At 65.1% G+C, this 18,208-nt stretch carries 19 protein-coding genes; 12 read left to right on the forward strand and 7 right to left on the reverse strand.

Features of this window, described 5'->3' with window-relative positions; all coding sequences use genetic code 11:
* The first annotated feature begins 29 nt into the window (after positions 1–29).
* The 3 genes from PHA81_RS05070 to PHA81_RS05080 are packed head-to-tail and all read left to right on the forward strand — an operon-like array spanning position 30 to position 3,284.
* The gene (locus PHA81_RS05070) at positions 30–887 is read left to right on the forward strand and encodes a CBS domain-containing protein (protein WP_005039949.1); all 858 of its coding nucleotides are present in this window, start codon (positions 30–32) and stop codon (positions 885–887) included.
* Complete coding sequence (gene glyS / locus PHA81_RS05075; RefSeq protein ID WP_005039947.1) at positions 874–2,700, forward strand: glycine--tRNA ligase; 1,827 nt, start codon at positions 874–876, stop codon at positions 2,698–2,700. The genes PHA81_RS05070 and glyS overlap by 14 nt, the downstream gene beginning before the upstream one ends.
* Positions 2,700–3,284 (forward strand): hypothetical protein, encoded by a 585-nt coding sequence (locus PHA81_RS05080; RefSeq protein ID WP_005039945.1) that lies wholly within the window; start codon positions 2,700–2,702, stop codon positions 3,282–3,284. The genes glyS and PHA81_RS05080 overlap by 1 nt, the downstream gene beginning before the upstream one ends.
* 177 nt (positions 3,285–3,461) lie before the next feature.
* On the opposite strand, the gene PHA81_RS05085 is transcribed toward PHA81_RS05080, so the two are convergent.
* The gene (locus tag PHA81_RS05085; protein ID WP_005039943.1) at positions 3,462–3,890 is read right to left on the reverse strand and encodes a hypothetical protein; all 429 of its coding nucleotides are present in this window, start codon (positions 3,888–3,890) and stop codon (positions 3,462–3,464) included.
* 217 nt (positions 3,891–4,107) lie between these two features.
* On the opposite strand from PHA81_RS05085, the gene PHA81_RS05090 reads away from it, so the two are divergent.
* Both PHA81_RS05090 and PHA81_RS05095 read left to right on the forward strand, forming a co-directional pair.
* A complete protein-coding gene (locus tag PHA81_RS05090; protein ID WP_005039941.1) occupies positions 4,108–6,558 on the forward strand; it encodes a DEAD/DEAH box helicase in 2,451 nt (816 codons plus the stop codon).
* 68 nt (positions 6,559–6,626) lie between these two features.
* Positions 6,627–7,052, forward strand: coding sequence for a hypothetical protein (locus tag PHA81_RS05095; RefSeq protein ID WP_152424389.1), 426 nt, complete (start codon positions 6,627–6,629; stop codon positions 7,050–7,052).
* A gap of 101 nt (positions 7,053–7,153) precedes the next feature.
* On the opposite strand, the gene PHA81_RS05100 is transcribed toward PHA81_RS05095, so the two are convergent.
* From PHA81_RS05100 to PHA81_RS05115, 4 genes are all read right to left on the reverse strand, one after another.
* On the reverse strand, positions 7,154–7,810 hold the full coding sequence (locus PHA81_RS05100; protein ID WP_005039937.1) for an Sjogren's syndrome/scleroderma autoantigen 1 family protein: 657 nt from the start codon (positions 7,808–7,810) through the stop codon (positions 7,154–7,156).
* 152 nt (positions 7,811–7,962) lie between these two features.
* Positions 7,963–8,592, reverse strand: a complete 630-nt coding sequence (locus tag PHA81_RS05105; RefSeq protein ID WP_005039935.1) for a hypothetical protein — start codon at positions 8,590–8,592, stop codon at positions 7,963–7,965.
* A 169-nt stretch (positions 8,593–8,761) separates the two neighbouring features.
* The gene (locus tag PHA81_RS05110) at positions 8,762–9,622 is read right to left on the reverse strand and encodes a sulfurtransferase (RefSeq protein WP_005039933.1); all 861 of its coding nucleotides are present in this window, start codon (positions 9,620–9,622) and stop codon (positions 8,762–8,764) included.
* A gap of 315 nt (positions 9,623–9,937) precedes the next feature.
* Positions 9,938–10,828: a sulfurtransferase gene (locus tag PHA81_RS05115; protein ID WP_005039930.1), complete on the reverse strand. Its 891-nt coding sequence runs from the start codon at positions 10,826–10,828 to the stop codon at positions 9,938–9,940.
* A 184-nt stretch (positions 10,829–11,012) separates the two neighbouring features.
* On the opposite strand from PHA81_RS05115, the gene PHA81_RS05120 reads away from it, so the two are divergent.
* From PHA81_RS05120 to PHA81_RS05130, 3 genes are all read left to right on the forward strand, one after another.
* Positions 11,013–11,798: a rhodanese-like domain-containing protein gene (locus tag PHA81_RS05120; protein ID WP_005039928.1), complete on the forward strand. Its 786-nt coding sequence runs from the start codon at positions 11,013–11,015 to the stop codon at positions 11,796–11,798.
* Between the two features lie 150 nt (positions 11,799–11,948).
* Positions 11,949–12,608, forward strand: a complete 660-nt coding sequence (locus PHA81_RS05125) for a bacterio-opsin activator domain-containing protein (RefSeq protein WP_005039926.1) — start codon at positions 11,949–11,951, stop codon at positions 12,606–12,608.
* Between the two features lie 87 nt (positions 12,609–12,695).
* The gene (locus tag PHA81_RS05130; protein ID WP_152424388.1) at positions 12,696–12,836 is read left to right on the forward strand and encodes a YHS domain-containing protein; all 141 of its coding nucleotides are present in this window, start codon (positions 12,696–12,698) and stop codon (positions 12,834–12,836) included.
* A 57-nt stretch (positions 12,837–12,893) separates the two neighbouring features.
* Here PHA81_RS05130 and PHA81_RS05135 read toward each other — a convergent pair whose 3' ends face one another.
* Positions 12,894–13,571 carry a class I SAM-dependent methyltransferase gene (locus PHA81_RS05135; RefSeq protein WP_005039920.1) on the reverse strand — a complete coding sequence of 226 codons (678 nt, stop codon included), beginning with the start codon at positions 13,569–13,571 and terminating at the stop codon, positions 12,894–12,896.
* A gap of 168 nt (positions 13,572–13,739) precedes the next feature.
* Between PHA81_RS05135 and PHA81_RS05140 the strand changes: the two genes are divergently transcribed.
* The 4 genes from PHA81_RS05140 (at position 13,740) to PHA81_RS05155 (ending at position 17,194) form a co-directional block, all read left to right on the forward strand.
* Positions 13,740–14,165 carry a DUF2391 family protein gene (locus PHA81_RS05140; protein WP_005039919.1) on the forward strand — a complete coding sequence of 142 codons (426 nt, stop codon included), beginning with the start codon at positions 13,740–13,742 and terminating at the stop codon, positions 14,163–14,165.
* 103 nt (positions 14,166–14,268) lie between these two features.
* Positions 14,269–14,847 (forward strand): ATPase domain-containing protein, encoded by a 579-nt coding sequence (locus PHA81_RS05145; RefSeq protein WP_005039917.1) that lies wholly within the window; start codon positions 14,269–14,271, stop codon positions 14,845–14,847.
* Between the two features lie 148 nt (positions 14,848–14,995).
* Positions 14,996–16,474: a S8 family serine peptidase gene (locus PHA81_RS05150; RefSeq protein ID WP_005039915.1), complete on the forward strand. Its 1,479-nt coding sequence runs from the start codon at positions 14,996–14,998 to the stop codon at positions 16,472–16,474.
* Between the two features lie 174 nt (positions 16,475–16,648).
* Entirely contained in the window at positions 16,649–17,194 is a 546-nt protein-coding gene (locus PHA81_RS05155; protein ID WP_049909806.1) for a hypothetical protein, read from the forward strand.
* Between the two features lie 45 nt (positions 17,195–17,239).
* Here PHA81_RS05155 and PHA81_RS05160 read toward each other — a convergent pair whose 3' ends face one another.
* Entirely contained in the window at positions 17,240–18,022 is a 783-nt protein-coding gene (locus PHA81_RS05160; protein WP_005039913.1) for a hypothetical protein, read from the reverse strand.
* Positions 18,023–18,208 lie beyond the last annotated feature (186 nt).

The following is an 18,208-nucleotide window of genomic DNA, read 5'->3' on the forward strand; positions in this document are numbered from 1 at the left end:
TAGTAGGCGGGCGGCCCAGTGGGTTCATCATGAACGTCGCCGATGTGATGACGCCCCGCGACGCACTCGTCACCGTTTCGTTGCCGGGCACGCGCGACGACGCGCTCGAATACCTCCAGGAACGCGAGTTCTCCTCGGTCCCCGTCGTGAAAGACGAGGACGGTGAGGAGACGTTTCGGGGGCTCGTCTCGCGCCAGACGCTGATCGAACGTCCCGACGAGGACCAGCTCGCGCTTCTCGCCGAGAACGGCCCCACCACGACTGCTGACACGTCGATCGAGGACGCCGCTCGCCTCATGGTCACCGAGGGCGCGCGCCGGGTGCCCGTCGTCGACGGCCGGCTTGAAGGGATCGTCACCATCACCGACGTGATCCGCGCGATCGCCGAGGACGAAGTCGCGGGCGACACCGAGGTCGGCGAGCTCGCCTCTCGAACCGTGAACGCGGTCTACGTCGACACGCCGCTCACGGTGGCCGAACGCGAGATCTCCTACGCCGACGTTCCCTACGCGGTGGTGCTCGGCGACGACACCGAGATGTGTGGCGTCCTCACCGAGGTCGACATCCTCGACGTCGCACGCATCGTCGAGGGCGAGGCCGAAACCGGCGAATCGATCGCGAACCAGGACGACGAGTGGATGTGGGAGGGGATCAAGGCGGTCGGCAACCGCTATCTCCCGACCCGGAACGTCGAGATCCCCGCCGAACCCGTCCGGGAGTTCATGACGGGCGACGTCGTCACCGTCGGGAAGACCCAGCCCGCACGCGAGGTCGCCCAGGCGATGCTCACCCACGACATCGAGCAGATCCCGCTGGTGAGCGGCGGCGAACTCGTCGGCGTGGTCCGGGACGCGAACCTGCTGGAGAACCTGTATGACCGATCCTGACGCCACCGACACGACCCGCGATTCCAGCGGGGCAGCGGACGAGCGGACGGCCTCCGGGGCCGCCGACGCCGGGACGGTGGTCGAGCTCGCGAAGCGTCGCGGGTTTTTCTTCCCGGCGAACGAGGCGTACGGCGGCACCAGCGGCTTCTACACCTACGGTCCCGAGGGTGCGGCGCTGAAGCGCAACCTCGAAGCCGCGTGGCGCGATCGGTTCGTGACCCGTGAGGGCCACATGGAGATCGACTCTCCCACTGTGACGCCCGAAGCGGTGTTCGAGGCCTCCGGCCACCTCGACACGTTCGACGACATGATCGTGGAATGTCCCGAGTGCGGGGCGACTCACCGTGCCGACCATCTCGTCGAGGACAACACTGACATCGAGGAGGCAGAGAGTCTGGGAACCGAGCGCGTCGCCGAAATCATCGCCGAGCACGACATCGCGTGTCCGTCGTGCGGCACGGTTCTGGCGGGCGAGTCGGTCGAACCGTTCAACCTGATGTTCGAGACCTCGATCGGTCCCGGCTCGTCGTCGCGTGGCTACCTCCGTCCCGAGACCGCCCAGGGGATGTTCGTGGAGTTCCCCCGGCTCGCGGAGTACGCCCGCAACCAGCTCCCCTTCGGCGTCGCCCAGATCGGTCGGGGCTACCGCAACGAGATCAGCCCCCGGCGGTCGCTGATCCGGGTCCGGGAGTTCACGATGGCCGAGCTCGAACATTTCGTCGACCCCGAATCCGACGACCCCCCGATCGAGCGGGTCGAGGACATCTCGGTCCCGCTGTACTCGGCGGCCGCTCAAGAAGGCGAGGACGACGGCGACGCCGACGACGGCAACGGCGGCGTCGAGTGGACGACGATCGGCGAGGCGCTCGCCGACGGAACGATCACGAGCGAGTGGGTGGCGTACTATCTCGGAATCGCCAGGAAGTGGTACGACCGGATGGGCATCGACATGGATCGATTCCGCTACCGCCAGCACCTGCCTGGCGAACTCTCCCACTACGCTTCGGACTGCTGGGACGCCGAGGCGGAGATCGACGGCAACTGGATCGAGATCACCGGGTTCGCCGATCGGGGCGCGTACGACCTCTCGAAACACGACGCCCACTCCGACGAGGACTACTCGGTGTTCGAGGCCTACGACGAACCCCGGACCACCGAACGCCCGACGGTCGACCCCGACATGAGCGTGCTCGGGCCGGAGTTCGGGGGATTGGCTGGCGATGTCGCCGACGAACTCGCGTCGCTCGCCGCACGCGATCCCTCGGCGTTCGAGGGGAGCGAGGTCACGGTCGAAGTCGACGGTGAGACCCACTCCGTGCCGACCGAGGCGACCGGATTTGCAGTTCGTGAGGAGACGGAAACCGGCGAGCACGTCACTCCCCACGTCATCGAGCCGGCCTTTGGCATCGGGCGCGTACTCTACACCGTGCTCGATCACGCCTACCGCGAGGACGAGGTCGAAGGAGAATCGCGGAGCTACCTCGCCCTGCCCGACGAGCTCGCACCCACGTTCGTCGGCGTGTTCCCACTGATGGACAAGGATGGTTTGGGCGAGCGCGCGCGGGCGATTGCGGCCGACCTGCGTGAAGCGGGGCTCGCGGTGACCTACGACGACTCGGGCAACATCGGCCGGCGATACCGCCGTCAGGACGAGGTCGGGACGCCCTACTGCGTCACGATCGATTACGAGTCGCTAGAAGAGGAGACGGTGACGGTACGCGAACGCGACTCCACAGGCCAGCAGCGGGTCGCGATCGAGGAGCTGCCGTCCCGGCTCGCGGCGCTCCGGGCGGGCGATTCTTTCGAGAGCTGATGAGCGAGGTCGGACGGCGCGCGGTCCACGTCAGCGGCACCCTTCTCCCGGTGGCGTATCTCGCTGATTTCGTGACGTATCGGCAGTTCCGGTGGCTGATTCTCGCCGGGGCTGTCGTCGCGCTCTGTCTCGAAGCCATAAGACTACTCGTCGGCCTCGACTGGCGACTGTACGACGCGCTCACGCGTGAGTACGAACAGGACAACATCGCGGGCTACGCGCTCTACATGATCGGCGCGACCGCGGTCGCGTTCGCGTTCGAACCACGGGTCGCGCTCCCCGCCATCCTGATGCTGACGATCGCGGACCCGATCAGCGGCCTGCTCGGATCTGGCGAGCTCCGGACCGCGAAGGAAGCGTCGGTGCTCGCGATCACTTTTCTGATCTGTTTCGCCATCGCGATCCCGTTCGTTCCGGCCGTGCCCGCCGTTTTGGGGGGGATCGCCGCGACGATCGCCGACGGCGTGAAGCCCGTCGTCCGGGGGTACGTGATCGACGACAACCTCACGATCCCGATCGCCGCGGCGGCGGCGATCGAGGCCGGCCTCGTCGTGGGTATCGAAGGGCCACAGCTGTTCCTCTGATCGACCATCCCTACTCATAAGTCGTCGATACAGCCTCTCACGAGTGATGTTTCAGTATCAGGCACGGACCACGCTAGGGGAGTGTTCTCGTCCGATCCATTGCTCACGCTGGATAGCTCTCCTAAAAGGGCTCTGCTGCGTCGAAAAATCGTGGCGGTCGATAATCCGCCCGCGTCGTTAGCTCGTCTGGTCGACGACGATGTAGGTGCGTTGGTAGTCCTGAGCGACGCCGGGTTCGTTGAAGTCGAAGGTGAGTGCTTGTTGTGACCCCGCCGCGACCGATGCTGGCTTCGTCATCTTGGCGACGACGTTATCGGACGAGTCGAGGATCTGAACGGTGACATCCGCCTCGTGAGGGTTGTCGGCGTCGGTGTTCTCCGCGGTCAGCCGAACGACCATCCGGTCTTCACTGTAGACGGAGGTATCCTGGCTCTTGATGTTGAGATCCGATGACGCCGTGTCTGCGCCGAAGAGCGATATCTTCTCCGTGTTCAGGTTGGTGAAGGTCAGTGCTGCGGCGACGCCCGTGCCGCCGATCACGAGACCGACGATGAGGGCGATGACGAGAGCGTTTCTGCCGGTGGTTCGGTTGATGGGGGTATCCATCGTACACAGATTTCATTCGCTCTAGTAAATATCAGTATCGATATTATATATTACGAGCTAACACTCGCAATATAGTTTTTGGATATTCAAATAAATGTACTTTAGTATTTCTGTTCGTCTTATGACTATCGCCAGCAGCCGACACCGCCGGAGTGTGTCGATCAGTTCCAGCCCGGTACGCGAACGCTTAACCCCAGTGGTGCACAACCGCGCTCCAATGGCGACGACCGGCGAGGAGTCCGTCGAGCGCCCGCTCGTGGCTTCGGATGTCCTCGAACGCCGGCAGTATCAGGTCGAACTCGCGCGCGAGGCCGCGCGCGGGCACACGCTTGTCTGTCTTCCCACTGGACTCGGGAAGACCACCGTGAGCCTGCTCGTGACGGCGAATCGACTCCACGAGGTGGGTGGAACGGCACTCTTACTCGCGCCGACCAAGCCCCTCGTGACCCAGCACGCCGAGTTCTACCGCGAGGCCCTCACGATCCCCGACGAGGAGATCGTCGTGTTCACCGGCGAGGTCCGCCCCGACGACCGAGAAGAACTCTTCGAGCGCGCACGCGTGGTGATCGCCACCCCCCAGGTGATCGAGAACGATCTCATCGGCGGCCGGATCGATCTCGATTCTACGACCCATCTCACCTTCGACGAGTGTCACCGCGCGTCGGGCGAGTACGCTTACAACTACATCGCCGAGCGCTATCACGCCGACAGCGAGGCTCCCTTGGTGACCGGGATGAGTGCCTCGCCGGGCGGCGACGAGGAGGCGATCCGGTCGGTCTGTGAAAACCTCGGGCTCGCGACCGTGACGGTGATGACCGAAGACGACGCCGACGTCGCGGAGTACACCCACCGCACCGACGTCGAGTGGGAGCGCGTGACTCTGCCCGACGAGATCCTCGCGATCCGCGACGCCCTCGTGGCGGTGATCGAGGACCGGCTCGAAGGGCTGAAGGAACTCGGCGTGACGCGTTCGACCAGCGCAGACATCTCCCAGCGCGACCTCAACCGAATTCGGAGCGAGCTCCAGCAGCTGATCGACAACGACCAGTCCGAGGGCTACGAGGGAATGTCGATCCACGCCGAGGTGATGAAGCTCCGCCGAGCGGTCACGCTCGCCGAGACTCAGAGCGTGGAGTCGCTTCGCCGATATTTCGAGCGCCAGCGCAACGCCGCCCGCTCCTCGGGGGCGTCGAAGGCCGCCCAGCGGTTCGCCTCCGAGGCCAAGGTGAGGGACGCGATGGATCAGGCAGAGCGCTTCGACGACCTCCACCCGAAGTTCCGCCGGGCACGTATCCTGCTCGCCCAAACCCTCGGGATCGAGGACGGTGAGCGCGTCATCGTGTTCACCGAGTCCCGCGACACCGCCGAGACCCTGACCGACTTCCTCGGCGAGCACTTCAGCACCCGGAAGTTCGTGGGCCAGGGCGACAAGGAGGGATCCGACGGGATGACGCAGAAGGAGCAACAGGAAACTCTGGACGAGTTTCGGGCGGGCGAGTTCGAAGTCCTCGTCTCGACCTCGGTGGCCGAGGAGGGCCTCGACGTCCCCGAGGTCGACCTCGTGCTCTTCTACGAGCCAGTCCCAACCGCGATCCGATCGATCCAGCGCAAGGGCCGGACCGGTCGCCAGACGGAGGGGCGGGTGATGGTGTTGCTCGCCGAGGACACCCGCGACGAGGCGTACTTCTGGAAGTCCCGCCACGAGGAGTCTCGAATGGAGGATGAGCTCGAAACGCTGAAAAGCACCGCCGGAGCCATCGAGTCCGACCTCGCCCAGTCGGCTCTCGGTTCGTTCGAGAGCAGCGACGCGACGGTGACTGGCGAATCCGCCACGACGGACGATGACGCAGCCGCGAACGCGGCCGCGGGTGACGGCGGGCAGTCGGGCCTTGCGTCGTTCGCGACGCCAGAGGAGGTCGCCGCCGAGGACGGGACTGCCGAGTCGGCCACTCCGGACGACGCGGACGAGGAAGACGAAGCGGGCGTCGTGGCGACAGCTGCCGCTGACGCCGAGGAGAGCACGGAGATCGTGATCGACCAGCGCGAACTCGACTCGTCGATCGCGCGCGACCTCTCGACACGCGAGGGGGCCGAAACCAGATTGGAGACGCTCGCGGTCGGCGACTACGTGCTCTCGGACCGGGTGGTCGTCGAGCGCAAGTCGGTCGCGGACTTCCTCGACACGTTGACCGGTGGGGACAGGTCACTGTTCGAGCAGGTCGGCGACGCGTCGCGTCACTACGCCAGGCCCGTGGTCGTGATCGAGGGTGAGGACCTCTACGGCGAACGCAACGTCCATCCGAACGCGATCCGCGGCGCGCTCGCCTCCCTCGCTGTTGACTTCGGCGCGAGCGTGCTCCGAACGACCGACGAGGCCGACACCGCCGACCTCCTCGCCGTGATCGCCGGGCGGGAACAGGAAGTGGCCGACCGCGAGGTCAGCGTCCACGGCGAGAAAGGTGCGAAGACGCTGGCCGAACAGCAGGAGTACGTCGTGAGTGCGATCGCGGACATCGGGCCGGTCACCGCGCGCGCGCTGCTCGACGCGTTCGGGACGGTCGAGGGCGTGATGATCGCGAACGAGGACGATCTCCGCGAGGTGTCCGGGATCGGTGAGGTCACCGCCGAGCGGATCCGCGAGGTCGTCGGCAGCGACTACGAGCCGTGATGAGCGGGCGCGTACCACGAAGTTTCCCTCCGCAAGAATAATTACACTAACCAAAGTAATTGGGGATGATGAACTCGCGAGGACGCCGCCATCTCCTCTTTTTCGCCGGCATCGTGGCGCTCACGACGGCGGTGGTCGTCGGCCTCGCGGCCTTTCGCTACGAGTTCGTGCTCCGGGAGGTCGTGGCGTCGCCACCCCCGAGCGGTCATTTCGCCGTTTACGCCGACTTTCCGCCGGCCGAACAGCGGCTGATCGAAGGGGCCATCGACGGCAACCGGTACGTTTTCCAGGGACAGGCCAAGCTCCCGAAAACCCCTACAATACCGTACACCGGACAGTTGACGGTCAGATACGACGGTCAGTCGTATCTGTTCAATCGTCGGATGTTCTTCGCCGCCGGTACCCGTGCAGGAGTGGCGACCATCGCCCTCGTCGTGGGAGGACTCCTCTCTGTCGCGATAGCGGTTCGTCGCGACATGCGGGTCAGGCGCTGAAAACAATCGGGAACGCTACCGCTTCGGCGGCATCCACTCGTCTCTCTCGCTCTCCACGGCAGAAATTCGGCGGACTCGCTACCACTCGAATCCGGTTTCCGTTACCGTCGTGCGTTCCGCACGGCTTCGAGCGCCTCGGCGGCCTCGTGTGTGGCGGCGAGATGTTCGCGTGCTCGTCCGAGATCGTCGATGTTCTCGGCGGCGCTCGCGAGCCGATGGAGCGTGCCCGAGAGCGACGCCTCGGTCGCCGCGAGGTCGCCCGCGCTCTCGGTGTCGCGCCGATCGGTCCCCGCGTTCGCCGCGTCGCCGTGTGACTGTGGCGATGGCGCACGTCGGCCATCGGTCGGCGTCGCCGCCGGCTGTCCCGCCGCCGCAGTCGTCTCTCGGGGTTGCGACTCCACGGCGCGATCGGATTCGACAGCCCTCTCGTCGCGAGGATCGTCGACGGGGATCTGTCGGCTCTCGTCCGCCGGTTCGTTTTCGGCTCCCGTCGCTCCGCCGGCGGCCGGCGCGTCGTCCGCGGCGGCCGTCGCGTCGGTAGCGGTCTCGCCGTTTTCGGCGCGCTGGCACGTCGAGCAGAACGTCTGTCCCTCGTAGCGAAAGAGCGGGTTTCCGCAGGTGTCGCAGTGGCTGTTGGTCATCGTCGCGCCCTGGAGGAGGAGTTCGCTCATCTGCTCGGTCGTCTCGCGTTTCTCCTCGTCCTCGGCGAACCGCTCGCGGAGTTTCTCGCGCTCGGCTTCCTTGTCGAAGTCGCTCATACCCACTGAAAGGCACCGAGATTCAAAAAGGACTGTGGGTCAATCCCGTGTGGACTGACCGGCGGTAGTAGTGATAACAGTGCGGTAGCGGTGCGGTCGCGGACCGTCCGAGCGGGTAAGCCCCCGAGCGCGCGACCGTAGTAAACGGTGATTTAACAGACGGGCTTCGGGTTCACGCCCATCGATTCGAGCCGTTCGGTGTACTCGTCGTAGGCGGTCTGGATCGCGTCGCCGGCGGCCTCCTCGGCACGCGCCCACTCGTCGTCGGTCTCACAGACGTCGCCGAGGAGGTCTTTGCCGCGTTCGAGCTGGGCGTCGACGTCGTCGCCGAGGTCGCGGAAGAGCTGTGCGCCGCTCGTGTCGGCCTGGCCGACGAAGAAGCCGACGAGCTGTTCTTTCGACTTCTCGGCTGCGATGGTGCGGCCGACGAACGCGCCCGCACGACCGGCGGTGTCGTTGAGGCCGCGAAGGTACTCGTGGATGGCCGGCGTCTCGTCCGGCTCGTGGTCGCCGTCGAGGCGCTGTGTGACCTGGCCGTAATGGTCGTCCTCCTCGCTGGCGGTGGTGGCGAATGCTTCCTGGGCGGCATCGCTGCCCTCGCTGTCGGCCCACTCCTCGAACGTCTCATGGGCGTGGAACTCGCTGTCGGCGGCCGCGCGGAGCACCGGCGCGGACTCCATTGCGCCCTCGGTGTCGGCGTACAGCGACTTCGAGGAGCCGAGCCGCGAGAGCGCGGTTCGGTTGTCCTCGCGAACGCTATCGACGAACTGGCTCGGATCCATATGCGCTCACAGACGCGCAGGCGGTTTGTACCCATCGCCCTCTCCCGAGCACGAACGACATCGATCGTTCGAAGCGGCTGCTATCGGTTACTGAAAAACGGTGGATGGTTGCTGTGGCGTGGGTTGCCCGACGGCTCCCCGCTCCGCTACGAGGCGGAGTTCGCTGCGCTCACTCCGCCTCGCCAGTCTCGATCGGGGCGTTCACCAGATTCCCCCACTCGGTCCACGAGCCGTCGTAGTTCACGACGTTGTCGTAGCCGAGCAGTTCGTGCAGCGCGAACCACGCGATCGAGGAGCGCTCGCCGATCCGGCAGTACGCGACGACTTCCTGGTCGTCGGTCACGCCGTCGGACTCGTAGAGCTCACGCAGATCGTCGGCGGTCTTGAACGTCCCGTCGTCGTTGACCGTCGCGGCCCACGAGATGTTCGACGCGCCGGGGATGTGGCCGCCGCGCTGGGCGGTCTCCTGGAGTCCGGGCGGCGCGAGGATCTCGCCCTTGAACTCCTCGGGCGAGCGAACGTCGACGAGCGGAACGCCCCGCTCCATCGCGTTCTCGACGTCGGTGCGGTAGGCCCGAATCCCCTCGTAGGGACCGCTCGCGGCGTAGTCCTGGCTCGAAAAGTCGGGGGTCTCGGTCGTGGTCGGGTAGTCGTTCGCCAGCCAGTAGTCCCGGCCACCGTTCATCAGCTTCACGTCGTCGTGGCCGTAGTACTTGAACTGCCAGTAGGTGTACGCCGCGAACCAGTTCGAGTTGTCGCCGTAGAGAACTACTGTACTATCCTCCGTGAGTCCGTGCTCGCCCATCACGTCCGCGAAGGCCTCCTTCGAGAGGACGTCGCGTCGGGTCTGGTCCTGAAGTTGGGTCTCCCAGTTCAGCCCGATCGCACCCGGTGCGTGGGCCTCGTCGTACGCCTCCGTGTCGACGTCGACCTCGATCAGCCGGTATGCGGGGTCGTCGTCCTGAAACTCGTCCAAGTGCTCCTCGACCCAGTCGGCCGAAACGAGCACGTCATTTGCGTAGTCACTCATGACCACTCGTCGTTTCGATCCGGGGGCATATATTACCGATACTCTCGGCAGATCACGTCACCATCACCCATGTACCAGAAAATTTTGCTGGTTCAGACTGGGGACGAGCGCGGTAAGCCAGGTCGATCGAGCTCCGATGACGACCGATAGATGCGAGTTGCCGAGTGACGTGCCACGAACAAGAATTTTTTGCTGGTATCTCCGAGTGTCGATCAGCGGATGAGCTACTTCGTATCGATCTCCGCGGTTCGCCCTCGCCCTGCTCCGCGGCTCACGTTCGTTCGCCGCTTCGATTCGAGGGTTCCTTCGCTACGCTCAGTCGCCCTCGTCTGTCTCTATCGGCGCACGAACCAGATTCCCCCACTCGGTCCACGAGCCGTCGTAGTTCCGGACGTCGTCGTAGCCCAGCAGGTCATGGAGCGCGAACCACTCGATCGAGGAGCGCTCGCCGACCCGGCAGTAGGTGATGATCGACTCGTCGCCTTCGACGCCGTGATCGGCGTAGAGCTCGCGGAGTTCGTCGGCGGACCTGAACGTCCCGTCGTCGTTCAGGACTTCGGCGACCGGGACGTTCGACGCGCCGGGGATGTGGCCACCGCGCTGGGCGGTCTCCTGGAGCCCCTCGGGCGCGATCTTCTCGCCGGTGAACTCCGCGGGTGAGCGCACGTCGACCATCGGGATGCCGGTTTCGAGCGCCTCGTCGACCTCGCGCTTGTATGCCCGGATGTTGTCGTAGGGGCCGCCGGCGGCGTACTCGGTGGGCGAGAACTCGGGCACCTCGTCGGTCAACGGGTAGTCGTTGTGTACCCAGTAGTCCTTCCCACCGTCGAGCACGCGCGCGTCATCGTGGCCGAAGTATTTGAACTCCCAGTAGGCGAAGAGGGCGAACCAGTTGGCGATGTGGCCGTCGCCGTAGAACACTACTGTGGAACCGTCCGCGATGCCGTGGCTTCCGCAGAGCGCCTCGAACCCCTCCTGATCGAGGATGTCGCGCTCGGTTTCGTCCGAGAGATCCTCGTCCCACTGGAGTCCGATCGCGCCGGCGATGTGGCCCTCGTCGTACCGCGACGGGAAATCGTCGTCCTCGGGCGACTCGGGGCTGTTGACTTCGACGAGTCGGTACTCCGGATCGTCGTTCTGAATGTCGTCGAGGTGGTCTTCCACCCAGTCGGCCGAAACCAGGACATCGTTTGCATACTCACTCATGATCCGTCCGCGCTTCGTCGACCGAGCACAAAGCGTTCCTGCTTGAATAGGTAGTATCGCTCGTGGAACGGTCCGCTCGCACCCTCCAACTAGTTCCTTCGTTGTACTCCGCCGTCAGCAGCGGTGTCGAACCGTGGTCACGTGGGATGGTTGGGTTCAAGCCACCGCATCGAGTAGCAAAGCCATGTCCGATGTCGTGGTATCCGCCGAGTGGCTCGACGAGTGCGAGGACGTGCGGATCGTCGACGTGCGCGACGAGTGGGAGTTCGAGGGGATCGGCCACGTGCCCGGTGCGGTCAACATCCCCTTCGATTCGTTCCGGGCTCCCGACGGCGACGAGGGAATGCTGCCCGGCGAAGAGGTCTTCGCCGACCTCCTCGGCGAGGCGGGGATCGAGCGCGACGACGAGATCGTGGCGTACGACGACACCCACGGCGTGTTCGCCGCCCGATTTCTCGTCACGGCCGAGTGCTATGGCCACGACCGCGACAAGCTCCACCTCCTCGATGGGGACTACAGTGCGTGGGGTCGTGGCCACGAGACGATCACCGAACCGACCACGACCGAGCCCGTCGAGTACGCCCTCGAACGACCCGATGACACCGTACTGATCGATCGTGAAGCGATCACCGCAGCGGTCGACGACGGCGATGGACTGCTGGTCGACACTCGTGAGGCGTGGGAGTACGACGAAGGTCACATTCCCGGCGCGATCCAGCTCGACTGGCGCGAGTTCGTCGACGACGAGACGCGAGGTCTCAAGGAGCGAGCGGCGATCGAGGAGATTCTCGACGATCACGGTATCGCCCGCGACCGCCGAGTGATCCTCTACTGCAACACCGCCCGTCGGATCAGTCACACCTACCTCGTCCTGCGGCATCTCGGCTTCGAGGATCTCGGATTCTACGAGGGGAGTCTGACCGAGTGGGAGCAAGCGGGTGGGACGGTCGAGACGAGCGAGGACGACTGAGCGCAGCGAGGAAGCCCTCGAATCGGAGCGGCGAACGAATGTGAGCCGCGGAGACAGCGTAGTCGACCGATCGATACTGGTGGTACCGAGAATGGTTTGCGATCCGCCGGATCAACACGCATATGCAAACACGCGGTGAATGGGTTCCCAATGAGCACTATCGCGAACATCGAGATTCCGGCCGACGAGTTCGCTCTCTACGACACACTCGTCGCGGTGCCCGATCTGGAACTCGACGTCGAACGCGTCGTGGCCCACGACGACGAACGCGTCATGCCGTTCATCTGGGTATCGAGCGACCACATGGACGACGTGGAACGGGCGTTCGAGAACGATTCGAGCATCGAGAACCTCGAACTCCTCTCCGATCTCGGTGAGGAACGGCTCTACCGGATGGACTGGACCACACAGATCGAGGTGGTGGTCCAGATCCTCGTCGAGTCGGACGCGACGGTGCTCGACGCCTTCGGGACGGATGGCCGGTGGGAGTTCCGGATCCTGTTCCCCGAGCGCGAGGCGCTGTCGGCGACCCACGAGTTCTGCGAGGCGGAGGGGCTCACGATGGACATCCGGAACATCTACGAGATGGACGCGGATCGCCACGGTCGGTTCGGGCTCAGCGAGCCCCAACACGAGACCCTCGTCGCGGCGTTCGAGCATGGCCACTACGAAGTGCCTCGGGACATCACCCTCGACGATCTCGCCACCGAACTCGATATCTCTCACCAGGCGCTCTCCGAGCGGTTCCGGCGGGCGTACAGCACGCTGGTCGAGAACACCCTCATCGTCGGTGTCGGCGACGAGGAGTGACGGAGTCGGCAGCAGACAGGGGTGGTTCTCCCGTCGCTTGCAACTGCTGGACTGGGATTTAGGCGTGTTCGGGCCGAAGGTGCGACGATGACACGATGCGTGGTCTGCGGAACGGACGTGCATCGAGACGACGCACCGGAGCGAACGAACCACGACGGCGAGACGTACTACTTCGACGCCACGGAGTGCAAAGAAGCGTTCGAGGACGATCCCGAACAGTACGCGTAAATCGCAGACAGTCGTCTCGTCGCGTGGGCCGCGATCGCGGCCGTCCCCGTCGAGATGTCAGGGCACGACGCCGACGGTCAGCAGCGTTCCGTGGGTCCGGTAGCGTTCGACCATCGCCGTGCGGGTGTCGAACTCGTCGGTCGGGAACTCCTCGTCCGGCGGGATCTCGATCTCGCGGTCGGGGATCGTGTCCTGGCTGGCGACGTGAAAGCCCGCCTCGCGGAACGCGTCGCGGTACTCGGCCATCTCCCACCGAGTCATCGCCACGCCGACGTTCTCCTCCCAGCCGACGGTGTGGACGCTCTCTTCGAAGTAGTTCACCGCACAGTAGAAGGTGCCGCCCGGCCGGAGCACGCGCCGGAGTTCGCGGAGTGCGGCGCGGGGATCGTTCGCGTAGTAGAACGCCTCCATCGTGACGGCGTGATCGAGGCTGTCGTCGGCAAAGGGGAGGTGTTCGAAGTCACCGACAAGGAAGCCGACCACGGGATCGTCGGTGTACGAGGCGGCGTTTGTGACCATCTCGGGTGCGCCGTCGAGACCGTAGCTCCGCACGTCGGCGGTCTCGCGGAGTGCGCGCCCGGCGTAGCCGCTGCCACAGCCCAGATCGAGCACTCGGTCGCCGGCCTCGACGGGGATGCGGGCGAGGACGTGCTTTGCGGTGTGCCAGTGGCGTTCCTCCATCCCGCGGTCACGGCCCTCGGCGGCCCACGCGTCGAACTCTTCTCTGACGCTCATACCGGGACGAGGGAGGCGACCGTGAAAACCGGTTCGACGGGCCGATCGTTCGGCGGTCGTTCATGGACCGGAACGGGAGGACGCTCGCAATCGTCGAAACTGGGTCCGAGGTCCGCCTCGCCCGCGAGATAGCGCAGGCGTCTTGTTTCCCCGCTGCGAGCGATCGGTATGCCGAGATGGCGACCCCAGTTCCAGGTGGCGGACATCGCCCAGCAGGTCGTCGGCGGCTTCCTGCTCGCCGGGCCGTTCGTGGTCACCGAGGAGGTCTGGACGCTCGCGACCGAGATGGGCTGGCTCCACGGACTCGCCACCGCCGCGCTCGTGTTCGCCATCGGTTACGGCGCGCTCTACGGAGCCGACGCCGACCGTGACCCCGAGCGTGAGCGCGATGTGGTGGGGATCCCGGTCCGATTCGTCTCGTTGATGGGCGTCGCCTTCGGATCGGTCACGATACTCGCGCTCGTGTTCGGCGCGCCGGCGACGTTTCTCGCGGACCTGCCGGCGATGGAGCGCTTCGGCGTGACGATCCGGGCGATCACCGTTGGAGCGATCTTCAGCGTCGTGGGTGCGGCCACCGCGGACAGCGTGTACTGAACCGGCGTGTTTTGCGGGAACCGGATCCCGGACACCCATTCGAAGTGGCCGAGCGGGCCGCGGGGTCGCAGGGATTAAGACGACTCCCGTCCCGGTTCGGCGCATGGATTACGCGCTCACCGTCGAAGACACGCCGGACACCATTCCATCCGGAACCGGAATCCTTCTCTGTCATCCGAGCACCGGCGAAACCGACCGGATCGATACCGACTTCCTGAGCACCGACACCGACCGCTTTCTCGTGATCTCGACCCGAACCACCGCGCGCGAGGTCGAGCAGAAGCTCGAACACTACGCGGTCGATCGATCGAAGGCGACCATCCTCGACGCGCTCAGCGTCGAACGGGGCTACTCGCGGCGCTCGGGCGACGACGTCCACTACGTCGCCTCGCCGGACGACCTCGACGCGATCGTCGAGAGCACTCGCGAGTTCCTCGCGACGACCGACGGCAAGCGCCGGGTCAGCGTCGACTCGATCACCGAGATGGCGTACTACGCCGACGAAGATCGTGCTCGCGAGGCGGTCGAAGCCCTGCTCGATCTGCTCGACGAACACGACGCGGTCGGACTCTTCCACCTCGCGGAGGAGGTCCACGACGAGAGTATCGTCGACGGCTACCGCGACCTGTTCGACGGCGTGATCTCGCTCGACCCGGACGACAACGTAACCGGCGAGTTCTGACGGCCCCGGCGGTATTCACGTCGCTCTGGACGGACTGTTGCTGACCGACGGAGAACTGGATCTGTGAGTAAATTCCGACATGCCATGACAAAGGATAACATTGTGTAAAACAATCCTTATCAATTTCGGGGATAAACCGAATATTGCCATGTCACAGCACAACAGGCGAACGTTCCTCCGACTGACCGGCACGGCGATCGGCGCTGCAACGCTCGGTGCAGGCACCGCGACGGCGACCACCTCGGATTCGCGCTTTTTCATCAACCTCCGCGACGTCGATCGCTCGGCGATCCCTGATGATGTCGAGATCATCCACGATCTCTCGCAGGCCGACGTTCTCGTTGCTCGTGGCGACCAAGACCGTGTGAACGGCACGACGGTCGCCGACCGCGTTATCGATCGAGGAGACGACCGCACAGGTGCCGTCAAATCCCGGGACGGACCGACGACTGACGGCAAGGGATCGAGCCACAACCACGACGGCCCACCGAAAAACAGCGAGCTTCAGTGGGACAAGCGCGAACAGGGCGTCAGCAACGAACTGACCGACAAACCGGGTGGCGGCAAGTCCATCCACGACACGACGACCGGTGCGGGCACCCGTGTCGCTGTCGTCGACTCCGGCGTCTACGACGCCCACCCCGATCTCGCGGACGTCGTCAACGACGAACTCTCCGAGAACGTCACCCAGGACGAGTACGACTGGCGGCCCAACGGTGCGGGCAGTCACGGAACGCACGTCGCCGGCACCATCGCGGCAACCAACAGCAACGACGGTCCCGACGGCGGCGTTCTCGGGACGGCTCCGGACACTGAAATCGTCTCCTACCGGATGTTCTCGGGCGAGGAAGGGAAACAGGGCGACGGCTACGCCGCGTGGATGAAAGCCGCCGAAGCGGACTGTGACGTCATCAACTACAGTGTCGGCATCCCCGCACCGTACGTCTACGTCGACGAGTACCCATACCTGACGGAGGAGTTGCGCATCGCCGAACAGATCGCGGCGTACGTCCGCTCACAGGGAACGGTCATCGTCAACTCCGCGGGCAACGACTCACTCAACATGTCTCCGGAGAACACCCTCAGCATCCCCACGGAGGCCGAGGGCGTCTTCGGCGTCGCCGCGACCGGTCCCATCGGCATGGGCTGGGGCGGCAAACACAGCGACAACGAGGCGAAGTGGCTCACGGGCAACCGACTGGAGGATCCGACGGATTCCCCGGCGTTCTACACCAACTACGGGAACGCCGTCGACGTGAGTGCCGCGGGTGGCGACGCCGACCGCGACGCACTCGACAGGATTCCCGAAGCGGAACGTGACCTCGTCTACTCGACCATCGTGAAGACGACCTACGAGGACGGACCGGACGACGACGAGGACGATCCTGTTAACAGGCCGAGTGAAATCATCGACACGGAGCCGGGGTACGGCTGGAAAGCGGGCACCTCGATGGCCGCTCCGCAGGTCGCGGGTGCGGCCGCGCTCGTGCGCTCGCTGCGACCCGACGCCAGCGTCGAAGAGGTCGAATCGCTCATCCAGGACACCGCGGGCAGCGCGCCCGGCGGCGAAACCTACCACGGAGCCGGTCACCTCGATCTGAAACGGCTCGTCAAGCGCGCAGAGTAACGGCTACAGTTCCGCTCGACTCTCGATCGCGTACTCCGGGCCGTACTCGCGATAGGCCTTGGTAGCGAGAGCGTGTTTTACACCGTTGCAGGCGAGTTCTGACGACCGCTCGGATCAGCGCGGGGACGACTCTCACCTCAAGGCATTTGTTCCCGGATCGTGTGGCTGGAATTGATGGGGGAGTTTCGGACGAAAGGCGGCCGCTGTGTGGTGGAACACGGTGAAGTACGCCTCGAATCTCTCGGCCTCGGTGGTCGGCTCGGGCGGCGCTACGAGAACCTCAAACTCGCCCACCGACAGCGGTACGACCGAGGAGTGCTCCGTTTCGGGTTCGTTCTATTGATGGGTGTCTGCAGCGTCGGACAGTTTCTGTATGCAGTGATGTTCGGTAACGAGTGGTTCGCAGTGCTGGGAATCGCCGGTGCGGCTGGATTCCTCGTGGTCGTGTATGGCTACTTTCTGGTCCGCAAACTCTTCAGACGGTGGTTTCGTGGCTATACGGACGAGCGAACGATCCCGGTTCGTGCCATCGAATCGATCGACCCGCGGCCGAAACGCCCGTTCCGAGCGCCACACGTCGTCATTCACTACAACGAGTACGGCACGGAAGCGAAACGCTACGTTAACGTCTGTGCTCAGACACCGCTCGCCGAGGAGGAGTTCGAGACGGCGAAAGCGGTGCTCATGGACGAACACGACCTCCCGATCACCACGGCGTGAGCCATTCCGGTCATCGCGATATGAGCGCCTGGTCGCTGCGGCGTGTCACTCGTCGAGCTTCTCGAAGGTCTTCGTGGTCCACTCGACCGCGTACTCCGAGCCGTACTCACGATAGGCCTTGGTGTCGAGCGCGCCGAACGGCGTCGGGAGGTCGAGGTCGTGTTTGATCCCGCTGCAGGCGAGTTCCGCGGCCGCCGCGAATGACGTGTCACCGGTGGCGATCTCGTTCGAGAGGTCGGCAAGCCGTGGTTCGAGGCGTTCGCCAGCGTCGGCCCACGCGTCGTGGAGCGAGGGGTGATCGTCGCGCCACGCCGTGAAGGTCTCGCGGGTGTGGAGGCCGCAATAGGCGTCGTAGAGCGCGGCAGCGAGCTGGTAGGTGTCTGCGGGGCCGAGCGGCGTCGCGGCAGCGAGGTCGGAATACGAGGCCTCGAAAAAGCCGAGGAAGTGCTCCGGGAGGCCGAGACCCGCCTCGACGAGCGCGTCGGCGAGCAGGAAGTCGACGAACGCGTCGGGCGAGCCACGGAGACGGGGTTTGACGAGGATCGTCGGCGGCCTCGTCTGGGTGGTCCACGCGATCCCGCCGTCGCCGGGCATCCCGATCGTGAACGCGTCGCCGGCGTAGCGTTCGAGTGCGTCGGGAGCGTCCGGCGGGAGCCACTCGTCCGGGTAGCTGTGCGGATCGAGTCCGTCGACGAGCGGTCCGAGGGACTCCGCGACCGCGGGATCGAGCGTCTCGAAATCGCGCTCACAGTCGAGGACGAGCGCATCGGGCGTGTGTTCGTCCCGAACGGAGGCGAGCTCGTCCGTGAGGGCCCGCTGCTCGAACATGGCGGCTACGTGAGCGCGAGCGCGAGGATGACGCCCACCGCGAGCAGTGCCGAGACCCCGACCGTTCCCACCACGACCTTCGTTGCCTGACTCATGGCCACCTCTTCTCAGGGCGGTGTGTTAAGTGCTTCAATTGCCCGTCCCGCCCAGCCAGGACACGGCCATCGTGACGCGCCTCACGGTGCG

The organism is Halococcus sp. PRR34 (assembly GCF_028617175.1).
Lineage (GTDB): Archaea > Halobacteriota > Halobacteria > Halobacteriales > Halococcaceae > Halococcus > Halococcus salifodinae.

What these genes read in the sequence shown, in the direction of transcription:
- PHA81_RS05070 (WP_005039949.1), top strand. Translation starts at nt 30, where the DNA reads ATGAACGTCGCCGATGTGATGACGCCCCGCGACGCACTCGTCACCGTT.
- glyS (WP_005039947.1), top strand. Translation starts at nt 874, where the DNA reads ATGACCGATCCTGACGCCACCGACACGACCCGCGATTCCAGCGGGGCA.
- PHA81_RS05080 (WP_005039945.1), top strand. Translation starts at nt 2,700, where the DNA reads ATGAGCGAGGTCGGACGGCGCGCGGTCCACGTCAGCGGCACCCTTCTC.
- PHA81_RS05085 (WP_005039943.1), bottom strand. Translation starts at nt 3,890, where the DNA reads ATGGATACCCCCATCAACCGAACCACCGGCAGAAACGCTCTCGTCATC.
- PHA81_RS05090 (WP_005039941.1), top strand. Translation starts at nt 4,108, where the DNA reads ATGGCGACGACCGGCGAGGAGTCCGTCGAGCGCCCGCTCGTGGCTTCG.
- PHA81_RS05095 (WP_152424389.1), top strand. Translation starts at nt 6,627, where the DNA reads ATGAACTCGCGAGGACGCCGCCATCTCCTCTTTTTCGCCGGCATCGTG.
- PHA81_RS05100 (WP_005039937.1), bottom strand. Translation starts at nt 7,810, where the DNA reads ATGAGCGACTTCGACAAGGAAGCCGAGCGCGAGAAACTCCGCGAGCGG.
- PHA81_RS05105 (WP_005039935.1), bottom strand. Translation starts at nt 8,592, where the DNA reads ATGGATCCGAGCCAGTTCGTCGATAGCGTTCGCGAGGACAACCGAACC.
- PHA81_RS05110 (WP_005039933.1), bottom strand. Translation starts at nt 9,622, where the DNA reads ATGAGTGACTACGCAAATGACGTGCTCGTTTCGGCCGACTGGGTCGAG.
- PHA81_RS05115 (WP_005039930.1), bottom strand. Translation starts at nt 10,828, where the DNA reads ATGAGTGAGTATGCAAACGATGTCCTGGTTTCGGCCGACTGGGTGGAA.
- PHA81_RS05120 (WP_005039928.1), top strand. Translation starts at nt 11,013, where the DNA reads ATGTCCGATGTCGTGGTATCCGCCGAGTGGCTCGACGAGTGCGAGGAC.
- PHA81_RS05125 (WP_005039926.1), top strand. Translation starts at nt 11,949, where the DNA reads ATGAGCACTATCGCGAACATCGAGATTCCGGCCGACGAGTTCGCTCTC.
- PHA81_RS05130 (WP_152424388.1), top strand. Translation starts at nt 12,696, where the DNA reads ATGACACGATGCGTGGTCTGCGGAACGGACGTGCATCGAGACGACGCA.
- PHA81_RS05135 (WP_005039920.1), bottom strand. Translation starts at nt 13,571, where the DNA reads ATGAGCGTCAGAGAAGAGTTCGACGCGTGGGCCGCCGAGGGCCGTGAC.
- PHA81_RS05140 (WP_005039919.1), top strand. Translation starts at nt 13,740, where the DNA reads ATGCCGAGATGGCGACCCCAGTTCCAGGTGGCGGACATCGCCCAGCAG.
- PHA81_RS05145 (WP_005039917.1), top strand. Translation starts at nt 14,269, where the DNA reads ATGGATTACGCGCTCACCGTCGAAGACACGCCGGACACCATTCCATCC.
- PHA81_RS05150 (WP_005039915.1), top strand. Translation starts at nt 14,996, where the DNA reads ATGTCACAGCACAACAGGCGAACGTTCCTCCGACTGACCGGCACGGCG.
- PHA81_RS05155 (WP_049909806.1), top strand. Translation starts at nt 16,649, where the DNA reads ATGGGGGAGTTTCGGACGAAAGGCGGCCGCTGTGTGGTGGAACACGGT.
- PHA81_RS05160 (WP_005039913.1), bottom strand. Translation starts at nt 18,022, where the DNA reads ATGTTCGAGCAGCGGGCCCTCACGGACGAGCTCGCCTCCGTTCGGGAC.